Annotated in this window: 22 protein-coding genes; 8 read left to right on the plus strand and 14 right to left on the minus strand. The window is 71.6% G+C overall.

What is annotated here, in order from left to right:
- Positions 1-151 precede the first annotated feature (151 nt).
- Positions 152-370, plus strand: coding sequence for a hypothetical protein (locus AC3CHW_RS19255; protein ID WP_398607709.1), 219 nt, complete (start codon positions 152-154; stop codon positions 368-370).
- A gap of 91 nt (positions 371-461) precedes the next feature.
- On the opposite strand, the gene AC3CHW_RS19260 is transcribed toward AC3CHW_RS19255, so the two are convergent.
- Complete coding sequence (locus AC3CHW_RS19260; protein ID WP_488471105.1) at positions 462-851, minus strand: metal-sensitive transcriptional regulator; 390 nt, start codon at positions 849-851, stop codon at positions 462-464.
- Positions 852-1,170: 319 nt separating this feature from the next.
- Here AC3CHW_RS19260 and AC3CHW_RS19265 point away from each other — a divergent pair, with 319 nt between their 5' ends.
- Both AC3CHW_RS19265 and AC3CHW_RS19270 read left to right on the plus strand, forming a co-directional pair.
- The gene (locus tag AC3CHW_RS19265; protein ID WP_176162428.1) at positions 1,171-1,791 is read left to right on the plus strand and encodes a DUF47 domain-containing protein; all 621 of its coding nucleotides are present in this window, start codon (positions 1,171-1,173) and stop codon (positions 1,789-1,791) included.
- 6 nt (positions 1,792-1,797) lie between these two features.
- The gene (locus AC3CHW_RS19270; RefSeq protein ID WP_398607708.1) at positions 1,798-2,796 is read left to right on the plus strand and encodes an inorganic phosphate transporter; all 999 of its coding nucleotides are present in this window, start codon (positions 1,798-1,800) and stop codon (positions 2,794-2,796) included.
- A gap of 432 nt (positions 2,797-3,228) precedes the next feature.
- Here AC3CHW_RS19270 and pstB read toward each other — a convergent pair whose 3' ends face one another.
- The 4 genes from pstB to pstS form a co-directional block, all read right to left on the minus strand.
- Positions 3,229-4,005 carry a phosphate ABC transporter ATP-binding protein PstB gene (gene pstB, locus AC3CHW_RS19275; RefSeq protein WP_187063272.1) on the minus strand — a complete coding sequence of 259 codons (777 nt, stop codon included), beginning with the start codon at positions 4,003-4,005 and terminating at the stop codon, positions 3,229-3,231.
- Between the two features lie 56 nt (positions 4,006-4,061).
- Positions 4,062-5,141 (minus strand): phosphate ABC transporter permease PstA, encoded by a 1,080-nt coding sequence (gene pstA, locus AC3CHW_RS19280; protein WP_488467266.1) that lies wholly within the window; start codon positions 5,139-5,141, stop codon positions 4,062-4,064.
- Between the two features lie 103 nt (positions 5,142-5,244).
- A complete protein-coding gene (gene pstC / locus AC3CHW_RS19285; RefSeq protein WP_398607706.1) occupies positions 5,245-6,252 on the minus strand; it encodes a phosphate ABC transporter permease subunit PstC in 1,008 nt (335 codons plus the stop codon).
- Between the two features lie 131 nt (positions 6,253-6,383).
- Complete coding sequence (gene pstS / locus AC3CHW_RS19290) at positions 6,384-7,502, minus strand: phosphate ABC transporter substrate-binding protein PstS (RefSeq protein ID WP_398607705.1); 1,119 nt, start codon at positions 7,500-7,502, stop codon at positions 6,384-6,386.
- A 669-nt stretch (positions 7,503-8,171) separates the two neighbouring features.
- Here pstS and AC3CHW_RS19295 point away from each other — a divergent pair.
- Both AC3CHW_RS19295 and AC3CHW_RS19300 read left to right on the plus strand, forming a co-directional pair.
- Positions 8,172-9,362, plus strand: a complete 1,191-nt coding sequence (locus AC3CHW_RS19295) for a C40 family peptidase (RefSeq protein ID WP_488467267.1) — start codon at positions 8,172-8,174, stop codon at positions 9,360-9,362.
- Between the two features lie 695 nt (positions 9,363-10,057).
- Entirely contained in the window at positions 10,058-11,329 is a 1,272-nt protein-coding gene (locus AC3CHW_RS19300; protein WP_488467268.1) for a PP2C family protein-serine/threonine phosphatase, read from the plus strand.
- 185 nt (positions 11,330-11,514) lie between these two features.
- Here AC3CHW_RS19300 and AC3CHW_RS19305 read toward each other — a convergent pair whose 3' ends face one another.
- The 6 genes from AC3CHW_RS19305 to AC3CHW_RS19330 form a co-directional block, all read right to left on the minus strand.
- Complete coding sequence (locus tag AC3CHW_RS19305) at positions 11,515-11,850, minus strand: DUF2516 family protein (protein WP_176166184.1); 336 nt, start codon at positions 11,848-11,850, stop codon at positions 11,515-11,517.
- Positions 11,851-12,080: 230 nt separating this feature from the next.
- Positions 12,081-13,103, minus strand: a complete 1,023-nt coding sequence (locus AC3CHW_RS19310; RefSeq protein WP_488467269.1) for a hypothetical protein — start codon at positions 13,101-13,103, stop codon at positions 12,081-12,083.
- Between the two features lie 179 nt (positions 13,104-13,282).
- On the minus strand, positions 13,283-13,879 hold the full coding sequence (locus AC3CHW_RS19315; RefSeq protein ID WP_488467270.1) for a helix-turn-helix domain-containing protein: 597 nt from the start codon (positions 13,877-13,879) through the stop codon (positions 13,283-13,285).
- 148 nt (positions 13,880-14,027) lie between these two features.
- Complete coding sequence (locus AC3CHW_RS19320; protein WP_488467271.1) at positions 14,028-14,465, minus strand: DUF488 domain-containing protein; 438 nt, start codon at positions 14,463-14,465, stop codon at positions 14,028-14,030.
- On the minus strand, positions 14,462-15,061 hold the full coding sequence (locus tag AC3CHW_RS19325) for a DUF488 domain-containing protein (protein ID WP_488467272.1): 600 nt from the start codon (positions 15,059-15,061) through the stop codon (positions 14,462-14,464). Before AC3CHW_RS19325 ends, AC3CHW_RS19320 begins: the two co-directional genes overlap by 4 nt.
- 11 nt (positions 15,062-15,072) lie before the next feature.
- Positions 15,073-15,759 carry a dual OB domain-containing protein gene (locus AC3CHW_RS19330; RefSeq protein WP_488467273.1) on the minus strand — a complete coding sequence of 229 codons (687 nt, stop codon included), beginning with the start codon at positions 15,757-15,759 and terminating at the stop codon, positions 15,073-15,075.
- A gap of 299 nt (positions 15,760-16,058) precedes the next feature.
- Here AC3CHW_RS19330 and AC3CHW_RS19335 point away from each other — a divergent pair, with 299 nt between their 5' ends.
- Complete coding sequence (locus AC3CHW_RS19335; RefSeq protein WP_488467274.1) at positions 16,059-16,493, plus strand: VOC family protein; 435 nt, start codon at positions 16,059-16,061, stop codon at positions 16,491-16,493.
- Between the two features lie 38 nt (positions 16,494-16,531).
- Here AC3CHW_RS19335 and AC3CHW_RS19340 read toward each other — a convergent pair whose 3' ends face one another.
- Complete coding sequence (locus tag AC3CHW_RS19340; protein WP_488467275.1) at positions 16,532-17,398, minus strand: RNA polymerase sigma-70 factor; 867 nt, start codon at positions 17,396-17,398, stop codon at positions 16,532-16,534.
- Complete coding sequence (locus AC3CHW_RS19345; RefSeq protein WP_488467276.1) at positions 17,395-17,973, minus strand: carboxymuconolactone decarboxylase family protein; 579 nt, start codon at positions 17,971-17,973, stop codon at positions 17,395-17,397. Before AC3CHW_RS19345 ends, AC3CHW_RS19340 begins: the two co-directional genes overlap by 4 nt.
- 271 nt (positions 17,974-18,244) lie before the next feature.
- Here AC3CHW_RS19345 and AC3CHW_RS19350 point away from each other — a divergent pair, with 271 nt between their 5' ends.
- Positions 18,245-18,778, plus strand: a complete 534-nt coding sequence (locus tag AC3CHW_RS19350; protein ID WP_488467277.1) for a hypothetical protein — start codon at positions 18,245-18,247, stop codon at positions 18,776-18,778.
- Between the two features lie 33 nt (positions 18,779-18,811).
- Here AC3CHW_RS19350 and rox read toward each other — a convergent pair whose 3' ends face one another.
- Positions 18,812-20,329: a rifampin monooxygenase gene (gene rox, locus AC3CHW_RS19355; protein ID WP_488467278.1), complete on the minus strand. Its 1,518-nt coding sequence runs from the start codon at positions 20,327-20,329 to the stop codon at positions 18,812-18,814.
- A 576-nt stretch (positions 20,330-20,905) separates the two neighbouring features.
- Between rox and AC3CHW_RS19360 the strand changes: the two genes are divergently transcribed.
- Positions 20,906-22,141 carry an MFS transporter gene (locus AC3CHW_RS19360; protein ID WP_488467279.1) on the plus strand — a complete coding sequence of 412 codons (1,236 nt, stop codon included), beginning with the start codon at positions 20,906-20,908 and terminating at the stop codon, positions 22,139-22,141.
- The last annotated feature ends 13 nt before the right edge of the window (positions 22,142-22,154 follow it).

Genomic DNA, 22,154 nt, shown 5'->3' on the forward strand with positions numbered 1-22,154 from the left:
TTCGGCCCATGGAAATGACCCATCCGTGCCATGTGCGCGGTGTGTGCCTGTCCCTACGCTGGAACGCTGGCGACACGGCCGGCGAGAAGTCCGGCGACCACGGCGGCGACCAGAGCGGCCGACAGGCCCGGGCTCGGAGGAGGTGACACACATGGTGGCGCGTCAGGGGTCGTCGGTCTCGGACCATGTGGCCCTCGTCGAGATCGACCTGTACGGCGAGTTGATGATCGCCGCGTCGAGCGTGGCCGAGGAGCGGATGAGCGCGGACCACATCGACGCCGTGCTCCGCGTCCATGTGGACCGATCAAATTCCGCCAGTTCTGAGCCGGCTCGTGAGCAGGAGAGAGACCGCGACCACAGCGCTTCCTGAGTCGCTCGGCGCGACCCGCGACCCGCGACCCGCGACCCGCGCGGCGCGCGCCGGCCGCCGATCGAACCGGCGGGCCGGTCGGCGGCGCGGATCAGGTGCGCAGCAGCCGGGCGATGGCGGCCGTGGCCTCGGCGACCTTGGTGTCGGCCTCCTCGCCGCCGCGCACCGCGGCGTCCGCGACGCAGTGCCGCAGGTGTTCCTCGAGCAGTTGCAGCGCGAAGGACTGCAGCGCCTTCGTGCTGGCCGAGACCTGGGTGAGGATGTCGATGCAGTAGACGTCCTCGTCAACCATCCGTTGCAGGCCACGGATCTGTCCCTCGATCCGGCGTAGCCGCTTGAGGTGTTGGTCGCGCTGCTTGGTGTACCCGTGCGGTCCCGGCGGGCCGCCCGCAGCGGTGTCGCCTGTGACCTCGCTCGCATGGCCCGCGCAGGACGAGGTGGCGTCACGGGTCTGGTCGTGGGCCCCGTCCGCGCGGGACACTGTGACCTGCGTCGCCGCCGTGATCTCGCCGGTTTCGGCTGATGTGGTGGCGGGCAGGGCGTCGCTGGGAGCTTGGGGCTGGTCGCCATCGCGGGCGGCCCCGCTGTCGGCTGCCGTCGTCGTCATGGCGTCCTTTCGACCGGTGAGAGCCTCATATACCCCTACGGGGTACATGGTACCGAATGGAGCTGATGGCGGCCGGGCCCCGTTATAGGCACTCTGCCCGATAGGCGACACTGGTGGAATGCCGGTTAGCCATGGCCGGATGTTGTGCCTAGCATCAACGAGACCGAATCCGCTGCACCCAGAGGATGCCCCAGTGCGCTTTCGTCTGACCCCCAGGGAGACGAGCTTCTACGACATGTTCGCCGCCTCAGCGGACAACATCGTGACCGGCTCCAAGCTCCTCATGGAACTGCTCGGGGCGGACTCCTCCGCTCGGGCCGAGATCGCCGAGCGCATGCGGGCGGCGGAGCACGCGGGCGACGACGCGACCCACGCGATCTTCCACCAGCTCAACTCGTCCTTCATCACGCCGTTCGACCGCGAGGACATCTACACCCTCGCCTCGTCGCTCGACGACATCATGGACTTCATGGAGGAGGCCGTTGACCTGGTCGTCCTCTACCAGGTGGAGGAGTTGCCCAAGGGCGTCGAGCAGCAGATCGAGGTGTTGGCCAGGGCCGCCGAGCTGACGGCCGAGGCGATGCCGAACCTGCGCACCATGACCAACCTCACCGAGTACTGGATCGAGGTCAACCGGCTGGAGAACCAGGCGGACCAGATCCACCGCAAGCTCCTGGCCCATCTGTTCAACGGCAAGTACGACGCGATGGACGTACTCAAGCTCAAGCAGATCGTCGACGTGTTGGAGGAGGCGGCCGACGCCTTCGAGCACGTCGCCAACACCGTCGAGACCATCGCGGTCAAGGAGTCCTGACCCACGGTGGACACCTTCGCGCTCGTCGTGACCATCGGGGTCGCGCTCTTCTTCACGTACACGAACGGCTTCCACGACTCCGCCAACGCCATCGCCACCTCCGTCTCCACCCGGGCGCTGACGCCGCGCGCCGCGCTGGCGATGGCCGCGGTGATGAACCTCGCCGGAGCCTTCCTCGGCAGCGGGGTCGCCAAGACCGTCAGTGAAGGGCTGATCCAGACGCCCGAGGGCGACAAGGGGATGGGCATCCTCTTCGCCGCGCTGGTCGGGGCGATCGTGTGGAACCTCGTCACCTGGTACTACGGCCTGCCGTCCTCGTCCTCGCATGCCCTGTTCGGCGGCATGGTCGGCGCGGCGCTCGCCGGGGGCATCGATGTCATCTGGTCCGGGGTGATCGAGAAGATCGTCATCCCGATGTTCGTCTCGCCGTTCGTCGGCCTGATCCTCGGCTATCTGGTGATGGTCGCGATCATGTGGATGTTCCGGAACTCCAACCCGCACAAGGCCAAGCGCGGCTTCCGCATCGCGCAGACCGTGTCGGCGGCGGGCATGGCGCTCGGGCACGGTCTCCAGGACGCCCAGAAGACGATGGGCATCGTGGTGATGGCCCTGGTCATCGCCGACGTCGAGGACTCGGGCGACCCGATCCCGGTCTGGGTGAAGATCGTCTGCGCGCTGATGCTCTCACTCGGTACGTACGCCGGTGGCTGGCGCATCATGCGCACCCTGGGCCGCCGGATCATCGAGCTGGACCCGCCGCAGGGCTTCGCGGCCGAGACGACCGCGGCCTCGGTGATGTACACCGCGTCCTTCATGTTCCACGCGCCCATCTCCACGACGCACGTCATCACCTCGGCGATCATGGGCGTGGGCGCCACCAAACGGGTCAACGCGGTCCGCTGGGGCGTCGCCAAGAACATCATCCTGGGCTGGTTCATCACGATGCCGGCCGCGGCGGTGGTCGCCGCCGTGAGCTACTGGATCGTGCAACTGGCCTTCGGCTGATCCGCCTCGCCCGGCTGACCGTCGCCCGGTGGGGCGTACGACCCGGCGGACGCGGCTCGCCCCTCGGGGCGGCTGCCCCGTGACGCGGGCCCTCGCGGCAGATGTCGCGGGGGCCCGCGACGCGTTCTGCCGCCCGCCTTCCGTTCCCCGCCACCCGCCTCCCCCTCGTCACCCGGCCGGGTACGCGCGGGGCGCGGTCCGGCCGCGGCTCGGCCGCGGATCGGTGGAACTGGGCCGGGTTCGGGCCGGGGCTCTCGGGCCGGCGGGAGCGCGTCGTACGCCGGTGTGCCGGGCCCGGGGATGGTGCGGCCCGCCCCCCGGGAGCCAGGGGGCGGGCCCTTCGCCTTGCGGTGGCACCGCCATGCAGCACCGCAAAGCTGCTCTTGCACGGCCCGCCCCGTGGCGCGTACCTCGGGGCGGGCGCCGGGCCGATCAGCCGAAGCGGCCGGAGATGTAGTCCTCGGTGGCCTGCACGGACGGGTTGGAGAAGATCCGCTCGGTCTCGTCGATCTCGATGAGCTTGCCGGGCTGGCCGACGGCGGCGAGGTTGAAGAAGGCCGTACGGTCCGAGACGCGGGCCGCCTGCTGCATGTTGTGCGTCACGATGACGATCGTGAACCGCTCCTTCAGCTCGCCGATCAGGTCCTCGATGGCGAGGGTGGAGATCGGGTCGAGCGCCGAGCACGGCTCGTCCATCAGCAGGACCTGGGGCTCGACCGCGATGGCGCGGGCGATGCACAGGCGCTGCTGCTGACCGCCGGAGAGGCCGGAGCCGGGCTTGTTCAGCCGGTCCTTGACCTCGTTCCAGAGGTTGGCGCCCTTGAGCGACTTCTCGACCACGTCGTTCAGCTCGCTCTTGCGGTACGAGCCGTTCAGGCGCAGGCCCGCCGCCACGTTGTCGAAGATCGACATGGTGGGGAACGGGTTGGGGCGCTGGAAGACCATGCCGATCGTGCGGCGCACGGAGACGGGGTCGACGCCGGAGCCGTAGAGGTTCTCGTCGTCCAGCATCACCTTGCCCTCGACCCGGCCGCCGGGGGTGACCTCGTGCATGCGGTTGAGGGTGCGCAGGAAGGTGGACTTGCCGCAGCCCGAGGGGCCGATGAAGGCGGTCACGGAGCGGGGCTCGACGGTCATCGAGATGTCCTCGATGGCCTTGTGCGAGCCGTAGTACGCGGTGAGGCCGCTGACGTCGATGCGCTTGGCCATGTGAATCACTTCTTTTCTACGTCGACCCCGCGGCGGCGGAGCCGGAGTACGGGGCCTCAGCGGCCGGTCTTCGGGGCCTTCCAGCGGGCGATGCCGCGCGCGACCAGGTTCAGGATCATGACGAAGGCGATCAGCACGAGGGCAGCCGCCCAGGCGCGGTCGTACGACGCCTCGTTGCCGAGTGCCCACTGCTCGTAGATGTAGAAGGGCAGTGAGGACTGCTCGCCGTCGAAGGGGTTGTTGTTGATGGCCTGGTTGCCGAAGACCAGCAGGACGATCGGCGCCGTCTCACCGGCGATACGCGCGACGGCGAGCATGACGCCGGTGGTGATGCCGCCGAGTGCGGTCGGCAGGACCACCTTGAGGATGGTGCGCCACTTGGGCACGCCGAGCGCCAGCGACGCCTCGCGCAGCTCGTTCGGGACGAGCTTGAGCATCTCCTCGGTGGAGCGGACGACGACCGGCATCATCAGGATGGCCAGCGCCATGGCGCCGGCGAAGCCCGAGTAGCCGAAGTCGAGGATGATGATCCACAGGCTGAGGATGAACAGACCGGCGACGATCGAGGGGATGCCGGTCATGACGTCCACGAAGAACGTGACCGCCTTCGCGAGCTTGCCCCGGCCGTACTCCACCAGGTAGACGGCGGTCAGCAGGCCGATGGGAGCGGCGATCAGCGTGGCGATGCCCACCTGCTCCAGCGTGCCGATGATCGCGTGGTAGATGCCGCCACCCGGCAGGCGGTTCTGGGTGCCGTACATCGAGTGGGACAGGAAGTCGCCGTCGAGGACCTTGGAGCCGCGGTCGATCGTCTCGTACATGAGCGAGGCCAGCGGGATGATCGCCAGCAGGAAGCAGACCCAGACCAGGCTGGTGGCCAGCCGGTCCTTGGCCTGCCGCTTGCCCTCCACCTTCACGGTGAGGGCGAAGGTGATGCCCACGAACAGGATGGCCGATATGAGGCCCCACTGGATCTTGCTGTCCAGGTCGGCGGCGATGCCGATGCCGCAGCCGAGCAGGACCGAGAGGGCGACCAGGCCGATCGGGGACCAGGCCGGCAGGCGCGGTTGGCGCAGCGTCGAGGTCTTCGGAGCGCTGGCGGAGTCGGTGGTCTTGTCGACCATGATGTCGTTCATGCCCCGCACCTTTCGATGATCTCTCCGCCCACACGGCGCGAAGGTGCGGCGAGCTGGTCTGTCTGCGTCTGCGCCTGCGCCTGGGAGGCCAGGGGGGCGTGGCTCATGCGTTGGCCCCCGAGTACTCCTTGCGGCGCGCGACGATGATGCGGGCGGCGCCGTTGACGACGAGGGTCAGCAGGAAGAGCACCAGGCCGGAGGCGATCAGCGCGTCACGGCCGTCGTTGTTGGCTTCCTTGAAGCCGCTCGCGATGTTCTGGGCGATGGTGCCACCGCCGCCGTCGAGCAGGCTGGTCTGGATGTCGAAGCTGGTGGAGAGCACCGTGGCGACGGCCATCGTCTCGCCGAGCGCGCGGCCGAGGCCGAGCATGGAGGCGCTGATGATGCCGGAGCGGCCGAAGGGCAGCACCGACATCCGGATGACCTCCCAGCGGGTCGCGCCGAGCGCGAGCGCCGCCTCCTCGTGCATCTTCGGGGACTGGAGGAAGACCTCACGGCTGACGCTGGTGACGATCGGCAGGATCATGATCGCGAGCAGGATGCCGATGGTGAACAGCGAACGCGGCGTGCCGTCGTTGTACGCCAGGATGCCGGTCCAGCCGAAGTAGTCGTCGAACCACTTGTAGAGCCCTTCGAGGTGCGGCACCAGGAAGAGCGCGCCCCACAGGCCGTAGACGATGCTGGGAACCGCGGCGAGCAGGTCGATCACGTAGCCGAGCGGCGCGGCGATGGCGCGCGGGGCGTAGTGCGAGATGAACAGGGCGATGCCGACGGCCACCGGGACCGCGATGATCATCGCGATGATGGCGCTGACGACGGTGCCGAAGAGCAGGACCGCGATGCCGAAGCTGGGCTCCGCGCTGTCGGCGTTCCACTCGAAGGTGGTGAGGAAGTTGCCTTCGTTCTTGCTGAGCGCCGAGGCGGCCCGGACGGTCAGGAAGAGGGCGATGGCGGCCATGACGACCAGCAGGGTGATGCCGGAGCCACGGGAGAGGCCGAGGAAGATGCGGTCACCGGGCCGGGTGGCCTTGCCCGAGCTCACCTTGTCCACCGCGAGCGGCGGCTGCTTCTCGGGTGGCGGGCTGGTGGGGGAGGTGGGTGTTATGTCCATGTGTTTCTCCGGTCTGCGGAGCCTGGGTGCGGCTCCTGGCGCGGCGGTGCACCGGAAGGCGCGGCTGGCCCCCGTTCTCGTGCCGCACGCCCACCTGGGGTGCGACTACCGGGGACCAGCCGCGCTCGGGGTTAGGAGAGGGTGGTGACGGTGTCGCGGACCTTGGTGGCGACCTCGGGCGGCAGCGGGGCGAAGCCCAGCTCCTTCAGCGAGCCCTGACCGGCCTCGCTGGCGGTGTAGCCGAGGAAGGACTTGAGGGCCGCCAGGCTGCCGGCGTCGTTGCCCTTGTCGCAGGCGATCTCGTACGTGACCAGGGTGATCGGGTACGCGCCCGGGGCCTTGGTGTCGTACGCGAGCTTCAGCGCGAGGTCCTTGCCGGTGCCGACGATCTTCGCCTCGGCGATGGCCTTGGAGGCGTTCTCGACGGTGGCCGGGATCGGCGCGTCGGCGCCGGTGTCCAGGTCGACGGTCTTGGTGCCGTTGGAGGCCGCGTACGAGAGCTCGAAGTACGAGATCGCGCCGTTGACCTGCTTGACCTGCGCGGCGACACCGGAGGAGCCGTCAGCGGACTGGCCGCCCTTGCCCGCCCACGCCTTGGCCGGCTCGTAGGGCCACGCCGAGGGGGCGGCGGCCTTGAGGTACTTGGTGAAGTTGTCGGTGGTGCCCGAGTCGTCCGAGCGGTGGAACGCCTGGATCTTGAGGTCGGGCAGCTTGGCGTCCGGGTTGAGCTTCTGGATCGCCTCGTCGTTCCACTTGGTGATCTTCGAGTCGAAGATCTTCGCGACGGTCTCGGCGTCGAGCGTCAGCTTGTCCACGCCGGAGACGTTGAAGCTGATCGCGATCGGGCCGCCGACCATCGGCAGGTTGATGCCCTGGCCGGTCTTGCAGACCTTCTTCGACGCGGTGACCTCTTCGGGCTTGAGCGCCGAGTCGGAGCCCGCGAACTGGGTCTTGCCCTGCAGGAACTCCTGGATGCCAGCGCCCGAGCCAGTGCCCTTGTAGTTGACGCTGATGTCCTTGCACTCGTTGCCGAAGTCCTTGACCCACAGGTCCATGGCGTCACGCTGCGCGGACGAACCGGAGGCGAGGATCTTGCCCTTGCCGTCGCACTTGATCGCCCCGTTGGTCTTCTTGTCGCCGTCCCCGCCGCTGTTGTCGTCCGAGCCGCACGCTGTGAGGACCAGGGCGCCGGACACGGCGAGAGCACCGGCGGCGATGGCGCGAAGCCGGTTCTTGCGCTGAAGCTTCACTTTCGGGAGTTCCTTCCAGAAGCCGCCGGTGGGGACGGCGTGCGAAGAGAGAGTCGATGTCGGTGACAGGGCTAGTGCTCCCTGCCTGGCGCGATGCCCATTGGTTGGTGCGACTCGCACTGTGTAAGGCCGAAATTAGGCAGATCAGGTGAAGCCGCCGACTGGCGTGAGTGAACGGAGGGTGAACCTCACCCATCGGTGTGGTGGCTTGCCCGGAGAACCTGACGGCGAGGGTGAATCAGCGGTGCTGAGCTGGTCGTTTGGTGGTGCAGGGATGCCTGTGTGGCCGTGTGTCACTGGTGACGTGCTGGGGCGCGAGAGCACGGGTGAGGCGGTGGGGACCGGAACCCCTGGGGCGGAGCGCGGCGCGGTGGACTGGTGGGTCGAGTGTGCTCGCGGGGGCGTCGGCCGAGTCGCACGAGGGCGGGGGCGGGGCGGGTGTCGTGCGGCGTCGGACGGGGTCGTACGGAGGCGTACGGGGGGCGAGGTCGCGTGGCCGGGCGGGGGTGGAGGTGGGGCGGGTGGGCTCGGCGTGACCCGTGTGGGGGAAGGTGGGTGGGCCCTTGGTGGGGTTTTTCCACACCCCTGTCGTTCGGGGGCGTGACGTGGCACGATCCGGCGTTACGTATCAGTAGGTCCGGGTGATCGCGGGGAAACGGAGGCCGACCGGTGCGACGGGAGCAGGCGCGGGAGCGGGGTACGGGCGAGCGCGGCGAGCCGCGCCGTGGGCGCGGGGCGGCGCGGGCCGCGGCCCTGGTGTGCGCGGTGGCCGGGATACTGGCGACGCCCGGGGTGGCGCAGGCGGCCCCCGCCGAGCCCAAGCCCAGGAGCGCCAAGGAACTCGCGGAGGTGCACCGCCGGGTCGAGGCCCTCTACCGCGAGGCGGAGCGGGCCACCGACGCGTACAACCTGGCGCAGGAGCGCCAGCGCGAGCAGGGCAAGGAACTGGACCGCATCGCGAAGTCCATCGCCGCGACGCAGCGGGAGATGGCCGCGCTGCGCAAGCAGGCCGGGGCCATGGCCAGGGCGCAGTACCGCAGCGGCGGCATGTCGCCCGAGGCGCGCGTGTGGCTCAACGCCGACCCGGAGGGCTTCCTCGACGGCGTGGCACTCGCCCGCAAGGGCCAGCACGCCACCAAGGGCGTGCTCGGCAGCCTGGCCCGCACCCAGGCCGACCTCGACCGGTACGCCAAGGACGCCAGCGCCAAGTGGGCCCGGCTCGAACAGTCCCGCACGCAGCGGGACGCCGCGCGCAAGGACGTCAAGGCCAAGCTGGACGCGGCGAAGAAGCTGGAGTCCAAGCTCGCCGCGAAGGAGCGCGAGCGGCTGCGCGAACTGGAGGCCGAGAAGGCGGCCAAGGCCCAGGCGAGATGGCTGCGTTCGGGCGCGGTCAAGGACGCCAGGGGCAAGGCGACCCCGGCCGGCGAGCGGGCCGTCGCCTTCGCCACGGAGCAGATCGGCAAGGCGTACGAGTGGGGCGCCGAGGGCCCGAAGACCTTCGACTGCTCGGGGCTGACGCTGCGGGCCTGGGGCGCGGCCGGCGAGGCCATCCCGCGCACGTCCCAGGAGCAGTGGCGCCAACTGCCCAAGGTGGACGTCAAGGACATGCGGCCGGGTGACCTGATCATCTACCACCGGGACGCGAGCCACGTCGGCATATACGTGGGGGACGGCACCATCGTGCACGCCCCGCGCCCCGGCCGGAACGTGACGCTGGCGGGCGCCGGCTCGATGGAGATCCTGGGCGTCGTCCGCCCCGACGCCCCCACCGAGCAGGCACCCGACCCGGCGAAGGAGCGACCGGGCAAGGGGCAGCCGACCAAGGGCCAACCGGCGAAGGAGCGCGCGCCCAAGGAGTAGCCGGCCGGGCGCGGCGGGCCGCGCGGGGGCGCGTGGGCGGCTGGGCCGCGTGGGCGGCCGGGCCGCGCGGGTGGGCTGGATTGTGCGGGTGGGCTGGGCCGCGCGGGTGGGCCCGAGCACGGGTGTGCCGGGAGCCGTGGGTGGGCTGGGCCCTGCGGATGTCCTGGGCCACGCGGGTGGGCTGGCCCACGCGGGTGGGCTGGGCCGCGCGCCGATGGGCCCGGGGCGCGGATGCGTCGAGGCGTGGGCTGTGGTGGCGGGCTGCGGCGCGGGTGTGCCGGGGGCGTGGGTCGGCCGTTCGGTGTTGGCGTGTACCCGCCGGATGGGGGGTTCGCCCATACCCGTACGGGCCACGGCATATGACCCTGACCAGCGGGCCGGGTGGCATTCCGTTGTGCCGCCAGGGTTCGCTAGGGTCGCCTGGCAACACCCGGCAAGCACACCGGGCCCTACCGACTCAGCGGTTGCGGCGCGTGGCCGGGGCGGGCGGCCTCGTGTCGCCCGGGGCCCAGCAGCCCGCGTGCCGTCGCCCGCCTCGCGCGGCCGGCGGGGCGGTGGCGACCGGGCTCGGAGGCCCCCCACACCATGGGCCAGCCGCGCCGCGCCGGGCACCATGGGCCGGCCGCGACGGGTGGCCAGGCGCATGGTGAGGGGCGGACCGCGACGCGTCTCGGGGGAGACAAGGAAAGGGAACGATGCCCGTACCGGCACCCGTACCCGTGCCGCGCCAGCGAGAGGCATCGGCCGCCGCGTTATCGGCGCCGCCGGGCCCGCGGCCGGACGCCGGGATCAGCCTGCTGGTGATCGAGGACGACCCCTCCGGGGCGCTCGCGATGCCGGAACTCACGGACTCCGAGGGCAAACCGGTGCGGGTGCGCACCGCCCGTAACCTCACCGAGGCGGAGCGGCTGCTCACCGACGAGGCCCAGTGCATCGTCCTCGACCTGGCCCTGCCGGGGCCCGACGACGGCGAGGCGGGCGGGGGCGGGACCGACGCGCTGGAGACGCTGCGCCAGGTCCTGCGCATCGCCCCCGGCCACGCGGTGCTCGCGCTGACCGCCGAGGAGGACGCGGAGCGCGCCGCGGAGGCGGTGCGGGTCGGCGCCCAGGACTACCTGTTCCGCGGCGAACTGGACGACCGGGTGCTCAGCCGCGCCGTGCGGTACGCGGTGGAGCGCAAGCGCGCCGACAGCGCGCGCCGCCAGCTCAGCGAGTCGCGGCTGCGCGCGCGGGAGAACGCGCGCCTGGAGCGCGGGCTGCTGCCGACGCCGTTGCTGGACGGCTCCGACCTGCGGTTCGCCGCGCGCTACCGCCCGGGGCGCAGCCGCGCGCTGCTCGGCGGCGACTTCTACGACACGGTGCGCACGCCCGACGGGGTGGTGCACGCGATGATCGGCGACGTGTGCGGGCACGGCCCGGACGAGGCCGCGCTCGGCGTCGAGCTGCGCATAGCGTGGCGGGCGCTGACGCTGGCCGGGCTCAGCGGGGACGCGCTGCTGTGCACGCTCCAGGAGGTGCTGGAGCACGAGCGGGACGACGAGGAGATCTTCGCCACCCTGTGCACGGTGGACATCGCCCCCGAGGGGCGCAGCGCCGGGCTGTACCTGGCCGGACACCCCGCCCCGCTCCTCACCCACCACGGACAGGCCCCCGACCTCCTTCCGTACGAGGACGGCGGCCCCGCGCTCGGGCTGCTCGCGGGCGCGCGCTGGCCGTGCCGGGAGGTGGAGCTGGGCGCGGAGTGGAGCCTGATGATGTACACCGACGGGCTCATCGAGGGCCGGGTCGGCGCGGGCAGCGACCGGCTGGGCGAGGAGGGCATGGTCGAACTCGTCCGCGCGCTCCAGGCGGCCGGCCTGTCGGGCGAGACGCTGTTGGACGCCGCGGTGACGCAGGTCCGCGAACTCAACGGCGGCGAGCTGACGGACGACGTGGCGGTGCTGCTGCTGGATCGCGGCGGCGCGTGACCGGGCCGCACGGGACGTAGGGGGGCCTGACGCGCCGCGCCGCCGCGCGGCGGCGTGCCGGGGCTGAGGTGCTGACGGGCGAAGCCGTGGGGCCGGCGACGGGCGCGGGACCCGGCGCCCGTCGGGGGCCCGTCGCCCGTGGGGGAACTGGCGCCGGTGGGGGAGTGGGTGGGTGGTGCGCGGGCTCAGCGGCCGTTGAACGGGCCGTACGGGCCGTCCGAGCTGGAGCCGCCGCGCCGACCACGGCCACCGGAGACCTGTCGCAGCGCGGGTCGTACGTCCACCATGTACACGATCGTCGCGATGAGCCCGATGATCGGGATGAAGGACATGACGGACAGGAACAGGTTCGCCGCCGTCGCGATGCCCAGCAGGATGAGCCAGAAGGGCTTGGTCTGCTTGTCCGCGGCCCGGTACGCGTCCTCACGGCGGATCGCCGAGTCGACGAAGGCGAACAGGCTGAAGAGCAGCAACCCCCAGGAGACCCAGTAGAAAATCTCGTTGAATCCCTGCACCAGCACGTCATCCACCGCCTGAGATGTAGTGAGCGTCCATCGCTTCCGTCGGGCGTGTCAGCGGCAACGGTACCCGTACGGCGGAACGGGCACGCGGGGCACGCTCGGCCCGCCGCCAGACCGTTGCCCGCCCGCCCCCGGCTGACCCCGCCGCGTACGTCCCCGGCCCCGTCGGGCCAACGGGGTCGGGGACGCGGACGGGCTGGAGACCGGCCTGGGCGGTGCCGGCCGGGGTGTCACTCCGCGGACTTGGGCGCGGGCTTCTTCACCGTCGGGTCGCCGTTCGGGTTCGCGCCCGGGTTCGCGTTCGGGTTGGGGTTCGCGCCCGGGGGCGTCGGCTTCGGGGCCGCCGGCCGCTGACCGGCCGGCCGGGTCCCGCCCGCGCTGCCGCCGTCCTCCGGGGCCCCGGCGCTCTTGGTGGTGGCGGGGGCGTCCTTGGCGGGCGCGCCCTGGGTGGGGGCGCTCTTGGTGGAGGCGTCCTTGGCCGAGGTGTTCTTGGCAGAGGTGTTCTTTGTGGTGGCGTCCTGCGTGGTGGCGGGCGCGTCGGCGCTCGCCGCGCCGCCGGTGCTCGCGGTGGCGCTGCCGTTGGCCTTCGCGGTGCCGTTCGCCTTCGCCGTCCCGCCGCCCTTCGCGGCCCCGTCACCAGCGACCGTCCCGCTGCCCTTCGCGCCGTCGGCCGGGGCCGGGGCCGGGGTCGCCGGAGCGGCTGCGGGCCGGGCCGGCCGGGCGGGGCGCGCCGGGGTGGCGGGCGGCGGGGTGGCGATGCGGTGGGTGGGGCGGGTACGGGGCGGTGCCGTGTCCCGGGCCGTACCGAGTTCGCCCGGCGCGTCGGTCTCGCCGTCGACCTCCTCCTCCTCGGAGGTTTCGCCGCGCCACGTCTGCACGGCACCCCGGCCGCGTACGGCCAACTCGTCGTAGGTGTCGCGGGCGCGCACCGCGTACTCGGCGACCCGGCCCACGCCCTGCAACGTGAGGTCCTGGGCCGTCTCGCGGAGCTTCTTGATGTCGGTGTCGAGGCCGCTCAGCAACTCGCTCAGCTTGGCCTGGGTCTGCTGCGCCTGCTGCGAGACCCGCTCCTGGACGGCCTTGGGGTCGGTGTCCCGTACGGCCGCGATCCGCCCGGGCGCCTCGGCGACGAGCCGGTCGAGCAGCGCCGGGGCTTCCTTCAACTTCTCGGCCGCGAGGTCGGCGGCGCCGGCCACGGCGTACAGCGGGGTCGGGTCGATGATGCGCTTGCGGAGATCTTCGGTGCTGGCCATGACGGGTGTCCTCCCGGATCGGTCAGGGCAAGGTGCGCTGCCGTGCTGTTCGGTTCTGCCGTGTTGGTGCTGTTCTGCTGGGTCGGCTGCTGTTCCGGCTGCGGGTTGCGGGTTGCTGGTCGCGAGCCGCGAGCCGCGGGTCGCGAGCCGGTCGGGTGGGCCGGGGCGGCGTCGGCGGCTTACGCCTCATCGGGGGTGTGGGGCTGGGCCCCGCCGCGTCTTGGGGGTGCCGGTGCCGGGGTGGCCGCGCCCGGGTGTGTGGCGTCCGGGCGCGGGCCGGGGTTGGTGCCGGGTGTGCCGCTCGCGGGGTGCTGGGGGCCGCTGTCCGCGGCGTCGGCTATGCCGTCGCGGGTGGCGTCCGGCGCGGCGCTGGCCGGGGCGTCGGGAGCGGGCCCGTCGTGGTCGGCGGCGCCGGTCGGGCGGCCCGCCTCGGTACCGTTCTCCTTGCGGAACGACTCGTAGATCTGGAGCAGCACCTGCTTCTGCCGCTCCGTGATGGTCGGGTCGGTCAGGATCGCGCTGGTGACCTCGGCCTCGGCCCGGTCCCGCGCGTCGAGGATGCCGGCCTGGACGTACAGCGTCTCGGCGGAGATCCGCAGCGCCTTGGCCAACTGCTGGAGGATCTCGGCGCTCGGCTTCCGCAGTCCGCGCTCGATCTGGCTGAGGTACGGATTCGACACCCCCGCCGCGTCCGCGAGCTGCCGCAACGAGAGCTGGGCTGTGCGCCGCTGCTCACGCAGGAACTCGCCGAGGTTGCCGACGTTCAGTGCTGCCATGTCTGCGATGCTGCCGCCCGTCGCTAACTTTTGCAAGCGACCGCTTGCAAAAGTGGCGTGTCGCACGGGTGGGGGGCTCTGGGCTGTTAAGAGGTCGGTGCCGCGCAGACCGGCGATCAGCTCGCGAGCTGATCGCCGGTCTGCGGCTTCACACCAGGTGTTCGATGGTGACGCTGCCCCAACGCTCGGCGAGGTGCTCCGCGACCAGCCGGCGGTGACACTGGTGGGGCTTGTCCTCGCTGCAGAGCAGGACGGCGTTGTCGACCAGGTCCCGTAGACCGGCGTCCTCGATGGATCGGTTCTCCATGAGTTCCAGGAAGCGCTGTTCGTACGTCTCCCAGTCGATGACCCGCTTCTTGTAGTCATCGAGCATGGGCTGTGTCGGTGCCAGGTCGGGGCGGTGGGTGTAGGTCATGCCGCAGAGCTTGTCGAGGAAGAACTTCAGGTCGTCCCGTTTGGCGAAGCCTGCCAATTGGGAGACGTTGTTGAGGCGGACGTCGATCAAGGTCATCGCGCCCGACGTCCGCAACAGGCCGAAGAACTTCTCGGCGGATTTCTTCGTGAATCCGATGGTGTAAATGTTCATGACCCCGCTGCCTTGCCGGCGCGCAATTCGTCACTGACGTACGCGATCCGGTGTTCCTGGCGCATCAGCGCCTCCTTGAGGCGCTCGGTGGGGCTCCGGAACAGCTCGTCCTCCGCCAGTCCGAACCTGGCCATGAGGCGTTCCATCGCTGCGGCGTGGCTTTCCACGTGCCCGTCGCCGTGGATGTGGCCGACCGACACGCCATGCTCGGTGAGCACCTGTGACACGAGTACCGTGCGGTGGCAGTCCAGGGGCTCACCCTCGGCGCACAGCATGGCGATCCGCTGAGTTTGGACGCCTTTCGTCACGCGCTCGATTCCGCTGATGAACGCAGGTGTCTGCGCCAGGCGGCCGTACTGCACCTGCCCGTCGACGTAGCAGGTGGTGTCCGTGGTGCGCGCTCCGAGCTCCTTGCCCAGGAACACGTACTTGATGCCCGCCTCGTGCAAGCCGCGCTCCAGCGGCGCTCGGTTGAACTGGGGTGTGAACCGGCTGGCAGGAGCGGAGCGGACATCGGCGACTGCCGTGACCCCGTTCTGCCGGAGCAGTTCGACCAGGGTCGGGAATTCGTGGTTGGAGTGACCGATGGTCAGCATCGTGCTGGATGTCATCGCCTGCCACGTGGCTCCACTTGGGATCGTTCAATGACGGCCGCCACCAACTTGTAGAGGTGGCCATTGAACTCTTCGCTGAGACTTATCGTGAGGAAGGTATCGCCGAGCGGATGATGCCCGACACCCCGCCCTCGGAACTTCTCTTCGCACACCGGGTCGGTCACTTTCAGAGTGTAGTCGGACCCGGCGTGTTGGAACTGGACCCGCACGGCCGGCTCGTCCTGGCCCCATGGGCGGTCCACTTGTATCGTCGCACCTTCGACCCGGATGAGCTTGAGCGAGTCCGACACCGCGCCTTCCTGGTCGACTGGCACGCGGTCGTTGTTGCCGGCTTTGGTGTGGAAGCCGTCCCGCCATAAGCGAGTGCCCGGGTCTTCCAGGAGGCAGAGTTCGTCCCACCCGATCCGCCCCCGTCGCTGCCAGCGGACGTTCGAATCAATGAGCCAGTTCTCCTGGTGGAAGGAGAAGGGCCTAGGTTCGACGAGCCGGACGGAGATGATGTCGAGCGGGCGCGGTTCGGCTCCGCTCGGGAATTGCCGCTCGCTGGCGGATACCCCACGACCTGGGCGGTTGCTGACCGGGCGGACCCAGGAACGCGCATGCATATCGATGCCCGCGACGCATCGCTCGCGGTGTTTGCGGGAATTGGCCAGACAGACCAACTTCCTTGTCGTCGCCACGCCGGCCCCCTCCGTACGCGCCCCACTCAGACGCGTTCAGGGTAGTAGGGGTATCAACTCCGCACAGCAGAAACAGAGTTGGGACAGCTCACTGCCCCACTTGTCGACCGGGTCCCTTCCCGGTGTCCGAAACCGTGCGGCTGGACTGTGGCGCCCCCTGCCTCGCCGTGCGGCGGCCCGCAGCGCGCGCATGCCCCACCTCGGGTCCAGGCCCAGGCCGGGGCGGTGACCGGTGTCGTGGTGCCCAACACGCGTCAGCGCGCCCGGCGTGTGTCAGTGCCCGCCGTTAGGGTGGCCCGATGGCCGTGATCAGGAAGTTCCAAGTCACCTTCGACTGCGCCGAACCCGAGCGGGTGGCGCGGTTCTGGTGTGAGGTGTTGGGGTACGAGGTACCGCCGCCGCCGGAGGGTTTCGCCAGCTGGGACGACTTCGTTCGTTCGTTGCCGCCCGAGCGGCGGGACTCGGCGTTCGCCTGTGTCGATCCCTCGGGCGAGGGCCCGCGGTTGTTCTTCCAGCGGGTGCCCGAGGGCAAGGTCGTCAAGAACCGGGTCCACCTCGACGTGCGGGTCGGCACCGGGCTCGTGGGTGCCGAGCGTCTGGCCGCGCTGGAGGCGGAGTGCGCGCGCCTGGTCGCGCTCGGCGCGGAGCGCGTACGGCTGCTGGTCGCCGACGGCGTCAACGAGTCGTGCATCGTGATGCGGGACGTCGAGGGCAACGAGTTCTGTCTCGACTGACGTGGCGGGCCCTCGGGCCCGCCACGTCGTCGGGCCGACTACCGGGCCAGGGGCGCCGGTTGGTCGAGGCGGGTGAGCTTGTGCGGGTTGCGCATCAGGTAGACGCGAGTGACCTGGCCGCCGTCCACCACGACGCTCAGCGCCGTCGGCTCGCCGTCGACCTCGAGGCGGACCGCTGGCGCGCCATTGAGCCATACGGTCGTCGTCGCGAACGAGTCCATCGCCTGGTTGGCCCGTGCGAGCACCCCCGCCACCAGCGCGGCTCCGTGCAGCGGTGCCAGCGCGGCGGTGGCCACCCCGCCGCCGTCCGCGATCAGCACCACGTCCGGCGCCATGACCTCCATCAGCTCCTGCAACCGACCCGTACTCAACGCGGCCTGGAACCGTTCCACCACGGCCCGCTGCTCCGTCCCGCTCACCCGCATCCGCGGGCGCCGGGCCGCCACGTGCGCCCGGGCCCGCCGACCGATCTGCCGCACGGTGGCCGCGGACTTGCCGACGGCCTCGGCGATCTCCCCGTACGGCATCTCGAAGACCTCGCGGAGCACGAACACCGCCCGCTCCGTCGGCCCGAGGGTTTCCAGGACGGTGAGCATCGCGATCGACACGCTCTCCGCGAGTTCGACGTCCTCGGCGACGTCGGGGCTGGTCAGCAGCGGTTCGGGCAGCCACTCGCCGACGTACTCCTCGCGGCTGCGGGACAGCGCGCGCAGCCGGTTGAGGGCCTGCCGGGTGACGACGCGTACGAGGTAGGCGCGCGGGTCGCGCACCCGCGCGCGGTCCACGTCGGCCCAGCGCAGCCAGGACTCCTGGAGTACGTCCTCCGCGTCCGCCGCCGAGCCGAGCATCTCGTAGGCGACCGTGAACAACAGGCCGCGGTGGTCGACGAAGGGGTCACCGGTCATGCCGGCGACGCTACGCGGGGCTGCTCGGGGCGGGTGGCCAGCGGGATCGCGCACGCGGTGGAGTAACCCTGTGACGTGATGCCGTGTGCCGTGTTCACCCTGGTCGACAGGTTGGCGAAGCCGACGAACACGGTGAGTTCGACCAACCCCGCCGGCCCGAGCTGGTCGAGCAGGCTCGCGGACAGCTCGTCGGTGACGGTCGTGGGAGTGGTGGTCATGGCCTCGGCGTACTCCATCACCTCCCGCTCCAGCGGTGTGAACACCCCGGACTCGCGCCAGCGCGGCACCTGGCTCGCCTTGGCCGGGTCCAGGTTCTGGTTCAGCGCGGCGAAGTAGTTGACGTCCAGGCACCAACCGCACCCGACCCGCGCCGCGACCGCCATGTGCGCGTACGTCTTGAGGCCCGCGTCCACCGCGTCCCACGTGCTCATCCGGCCCGCGAAGTCCAGGGACGCGGCGGCTGCGCCGGGGTGGTTGAACGCCACCTCGACCGGTTCGGGCGCCGAACCGAACTGCTGGATCAGGTTCTCCTTCAACTCGGCGGGGATCTCTGCCTTCGGGATACGCGGGGTCATGCTCAGCTCCTTGTCCGGTGGCCGGGCGGCCGGGTGCCTGGGTGGCTGTCGGGTCGGTCGCTCGACTGGTGGCCTGGCGGCCCGTTGGCCCGGCGGCCTGTTGGCCTGTTGGCCTGTTGGACATGGAGACACCGCGGGGCGTGTGGGTGTGACACCAGCTCCTCCGTGAACCGTGCCCGCCGCTGCTCCTGACCGCCCGCACCGCTGTGAGCAGCGTGAACGCCCCTCTCGCGAGGCGGGGGCGGTGCCCTCGTGTCGTAACCTTGGCGGAATGTCCTTCATAGCCAAGATGTCCGAACGGCACATCGCCACGATCGCGTGGGTCGCGGTCCTCGGCGGGGTCACCTCGGTCCTCGTGGGGGATCGCCTGTGGCGGGCGGTGGCCGGCCTCGGACCTGGCGCCGGCTACGCCTTCGGCGCGTTCTGCGGCAGCGGCATCCTCTGTTGGTGGGTGCTGGCCTCAGCCGCGCTGCGGCGGCGCCGGTGGGTACGCGGCGCCGGCGCGGCGGCCCTGTGGTGCGTGGCGTTCCTCGCTCTGGCCTGCCTCCCCCGGGGGCGCGGTGGCCGCCTCACCGGCGCCCTCGCCCTGCCGGAGGGCCAGCGCATGTGGGTGGAGGAGCACCCGGGCGTGTGGTGGGCCATCGGGATCGGCTTCGCGCTCGGCGCGCTCGCCGTCTGGCGCACGGCGCCCCGCCGCGCCGCCGCCCGACGGCGCTCCCCGGCCCCGCCACCGGGGAGGCCGGGGGAGCCGGGGAAGCCGGGGAAGCCAAGGGCGCCGTGGAGGAGTAAGGGGCCGGCGACGTAGCGGGGCCGAGGGGGGCAGCGCCCTGACGCGGTCCTACACCGCCGTGGCGGCGGTGGCGGGTACGGGCGCCCCGAACCAGCGGGGCAGGTGGGCGTGCAGGTCCGCCTGGTCGTCGCCGGCCCAGACCACGTGGCCGTCGGGGCGGAGCAGTACGGCGGGTGCGGGCAACTCCTCGCTGTGGTCGGTCACGTGGTCGACCCGGTCGGCCCACCCGGTGACCGAGAGTCGGCCCGTCTGGTCGAGCAGGAGGCCGCGGCCGGCGTGCAGCAGCGCGTAGAGGCGGCCCCGCTCCAGGCCGACGTCGCGCATGCGCCTGCCGAGCAGCGGGTGGCCGTCGCCGAAGTCGTAGCGGACCTGGAGCGCGGTGATCTTCTCGATCAGGTACCGGTTCACCTCGTCGAAGTCCATCAGCTCCGCCACCAGCCGGCGCACCGCCCGGGCGCCCGGCTCCGAGGAGAGCAGTTCGGTCTGGGCGCGGGTGTTGTCGAGGACGGCGGCGGCCACCGGGTGCCGCTCCGCGTGGTAGCTGTCAAGCAGCCCGTCCGGGGCCCAGCCGGCCACCTCGGCGGCCAGCTTCCAGCCCAGGTTGAACGCGTCCTGGAGGCCCAGGTTGAGGCCCATTCCGCCGGTCGGCGGGTGGATGTGCGCCGCGTCGCCGGCCAGCAGCACGCGGCCGGTCCGGTAGCGCTCGGCCAGCCGGGTGGCGTCGCCGAAGCGGGAGAGCCAGCGCGGCGAGTGGGCGCCGAAGTCGGTGCCGGCGATCGCCCGTACCCGCTGCCTGAGCTCGTCGAGGGTCGGCGGCGCGGAGCGGTCCGCGGCCAGTCCGTCGGCCGGCACGATGAGGCGGTACATGCCGTCCCCGAGCGGCATCGCGCCGAACCGTACGCAGGACTTCCGGGCCTCGCCCACCACGGCCGCCAACTCCTCCGGGGTGACGGCCACCCGTACCTCGCCCAGCAGCGTCTCGGTCCGGGCGGGCTCGCCGGGAAAGCCGACGCCGAGCAGCTTGCGCACCGTGCTGCGGCCACCGTCGCAGCCGACGACATACCGGGCGCGCAGCGTGGCCCCGTCGCCGACGGGAGCCGTGCCGGCCGGGTCGCCGTCGGCCGGGCTCGCCCCTGGCGCACGCGCGCCGGTCGGCGCCACCTCGACGCTCACCCCCGTCGCGTCCTGGCTCAGGCCGACGACGTCGAGGCCGCGCCGGAACTCCACGCCGAGTTCGGCGGCGCGCTCGGCCAGCAGGCGTTCGGTGACGTTCTGCGGGATGCCGAGGACGTACGGATGCGCGGTGTCGAGCCGCTCGGGCCACGGTTTGTTGATGCCGGCGAAGAAGCCGCCGACCGCGTACTTCTGGCCGAGCGGGAGGAAGCGTTCCAGCAGCCCGCGCTGGTCCAGCACCTCGACGCTGCGCGCGTGCAGGCCGAGCGCGCGAGCCTGCCCGGTCGGCGCGGGCTCCCGCTCGACCACGACCACGCGCACGCCGTGCAGGCGCAGTTCGGCGGCCAGCAGCAGACCGGTCGGCCCGGCGCCCACCACGATGACGTCACGCAAGAAATCCCCCAGGGAACGGAAAAGTACCGCGGACCAGAACGGGCGAGACGCGTACGTCGTGAATCGCCGCATTCCGAAGGTTCTGGCCGCGGCGGACATCTTGCGGCACGACCTGGGCCTTGCCGCAAGCCCCCCGGTGCGCTATAAGTTGAGAGTGGCGGAGAACGAATATCCGCCCTTTTTGCGGCCGGTAGCCCGGACCGCTGGCTTTTGGGTTCGGTATTCCCCGGACATTCCTTCCTCGGGTCACCCTCCTCACCCTTCTCGCCCTCGTGGCTCCTCGGACGCTCGCGCATTGCCGCGCCGCCGCTGCGTTGTCGCACTGCCGCACTGCCGCACTGCCGCACTGCCGCGTTGGCCGTCGCTGGTCCGCCGCGCTGTGCTCGTACGCTGCGCGTTTCCCGGCTCATCCGCCGTTCGCCGGGCCCTCGACTGCACGGCCGTACGAGGCGGCGCGCTGCCGCCGGACAGGTCAACTCCGCATGCGGATAACGTGCTTCGGGGCAGGCGTCCGGTGAATGCCGGGCCGTTGGCAGGGGAGCGGTGCCGCCCTGGGACGGTCGATGGGGGAGGCGTATGCGGTCCGCTCAACTTCGCCGTTTCGTCGTGGCGCGCACGCTTTCCCTGCTCGGTGACCGGGCCGCCGAGGCGGCATTGCCGATCGTCCTGTTGTTGGTGACGGACGATCCGTTGGTCGCCGGCCTCGTCACGGCCGCCAATATCCTGCCGACCCTACTGCTCTCGCTTCCCGTCGGGCATCTGGCCGATACCCGCGAGCGCCGGCGGCTCATGGTCACCGCGGACGTGTGGCGGGCGGTGTGGGGGCTCGCTCTGGTGTGGGCGCTGGCCGCGCCGGAGCCGTCCGTGGCCCTGCTGGTCGGCCTGACCTTCCTGATGGGCTGCGGCGACGTGCTGTTCTCCGTGTCGGCCCACGCCTACCTGCCCGCCCTCGTGCCGTCCGCCCGCATCATGCGGGCCAACGCGGCGGTGGAGGCGGGCGACGCGGCGGCCACCCTCACCGGGCCCGCGCTCGCCGGGTTCCTCGTCGCGCGTCTCCCGCACCCGGTGGCCCTCGCGGTGAACGCCGGCTCTTTCGCCGTATCGGCGGCCCTCCTCGCGCGCCTGCCGGCGGCGCCCGTGCGGCCCGCCGCCGGCCCCGGCCTGGAAGGGCCCACCGAGACGCAGGCGGGGCGCCGGCGCGACGTGTTCGCGGGCTTCCGGCTGCTGGCGACGGAACGCCTCCAGCGGGTGCTGCAACTGGCCTACCTGTACCTGCACGTGACCGCGGGGGCCGCCGTGCTGGTCGTCGTCGCGCTGTCCGTACAGGCGCTGCACCTCGGTCCCGCCCGCGTCGGGTTGGTCCTCTCCGCGGCGGGCGTGGGAGGGCTGCTGGTGACGCTGGTGGTGGTGCGGTTCGTCGAGCACCTGCCGTGGGGGCCGCTGCTTGGGGTGGCGCTGGGCGGGCTCGCGGCGTCCTTCCTGTGGTTGTCCGTGGCGCGCGGGTTCGCGGACGCGTTCTGCGCGGTCCTGTGCATGGACGCGTGTTCCGCCTTCGCCTTCGTCACGGCCGGATCCGCGCGCCAGGTGCTCACCCCGGCCGCGTTGCTCGGCCGGCTCACCGCCGCCACCGGGCTGGTCAACGCGGCCGTGCGCGCCGCCGGCGTCCTCGGCTGCGGCGCCGTACTGGCGTGGCTCGGCCCCCGGCCGGCCGCCGTCGCCCTGGGCGCGGTCGGCCTGGCCTGCGCCGTCCCCCTGCTGCTCGCCCGCTCGGCGCGCGACTCCCTGGCCCCGAAGCGGGAGCGTGCGATGTGACGGCGTACGGCCG

Source organism: Streptomyces sp. MGP-BFMKR1 (genome assembly GCF_057766585.1).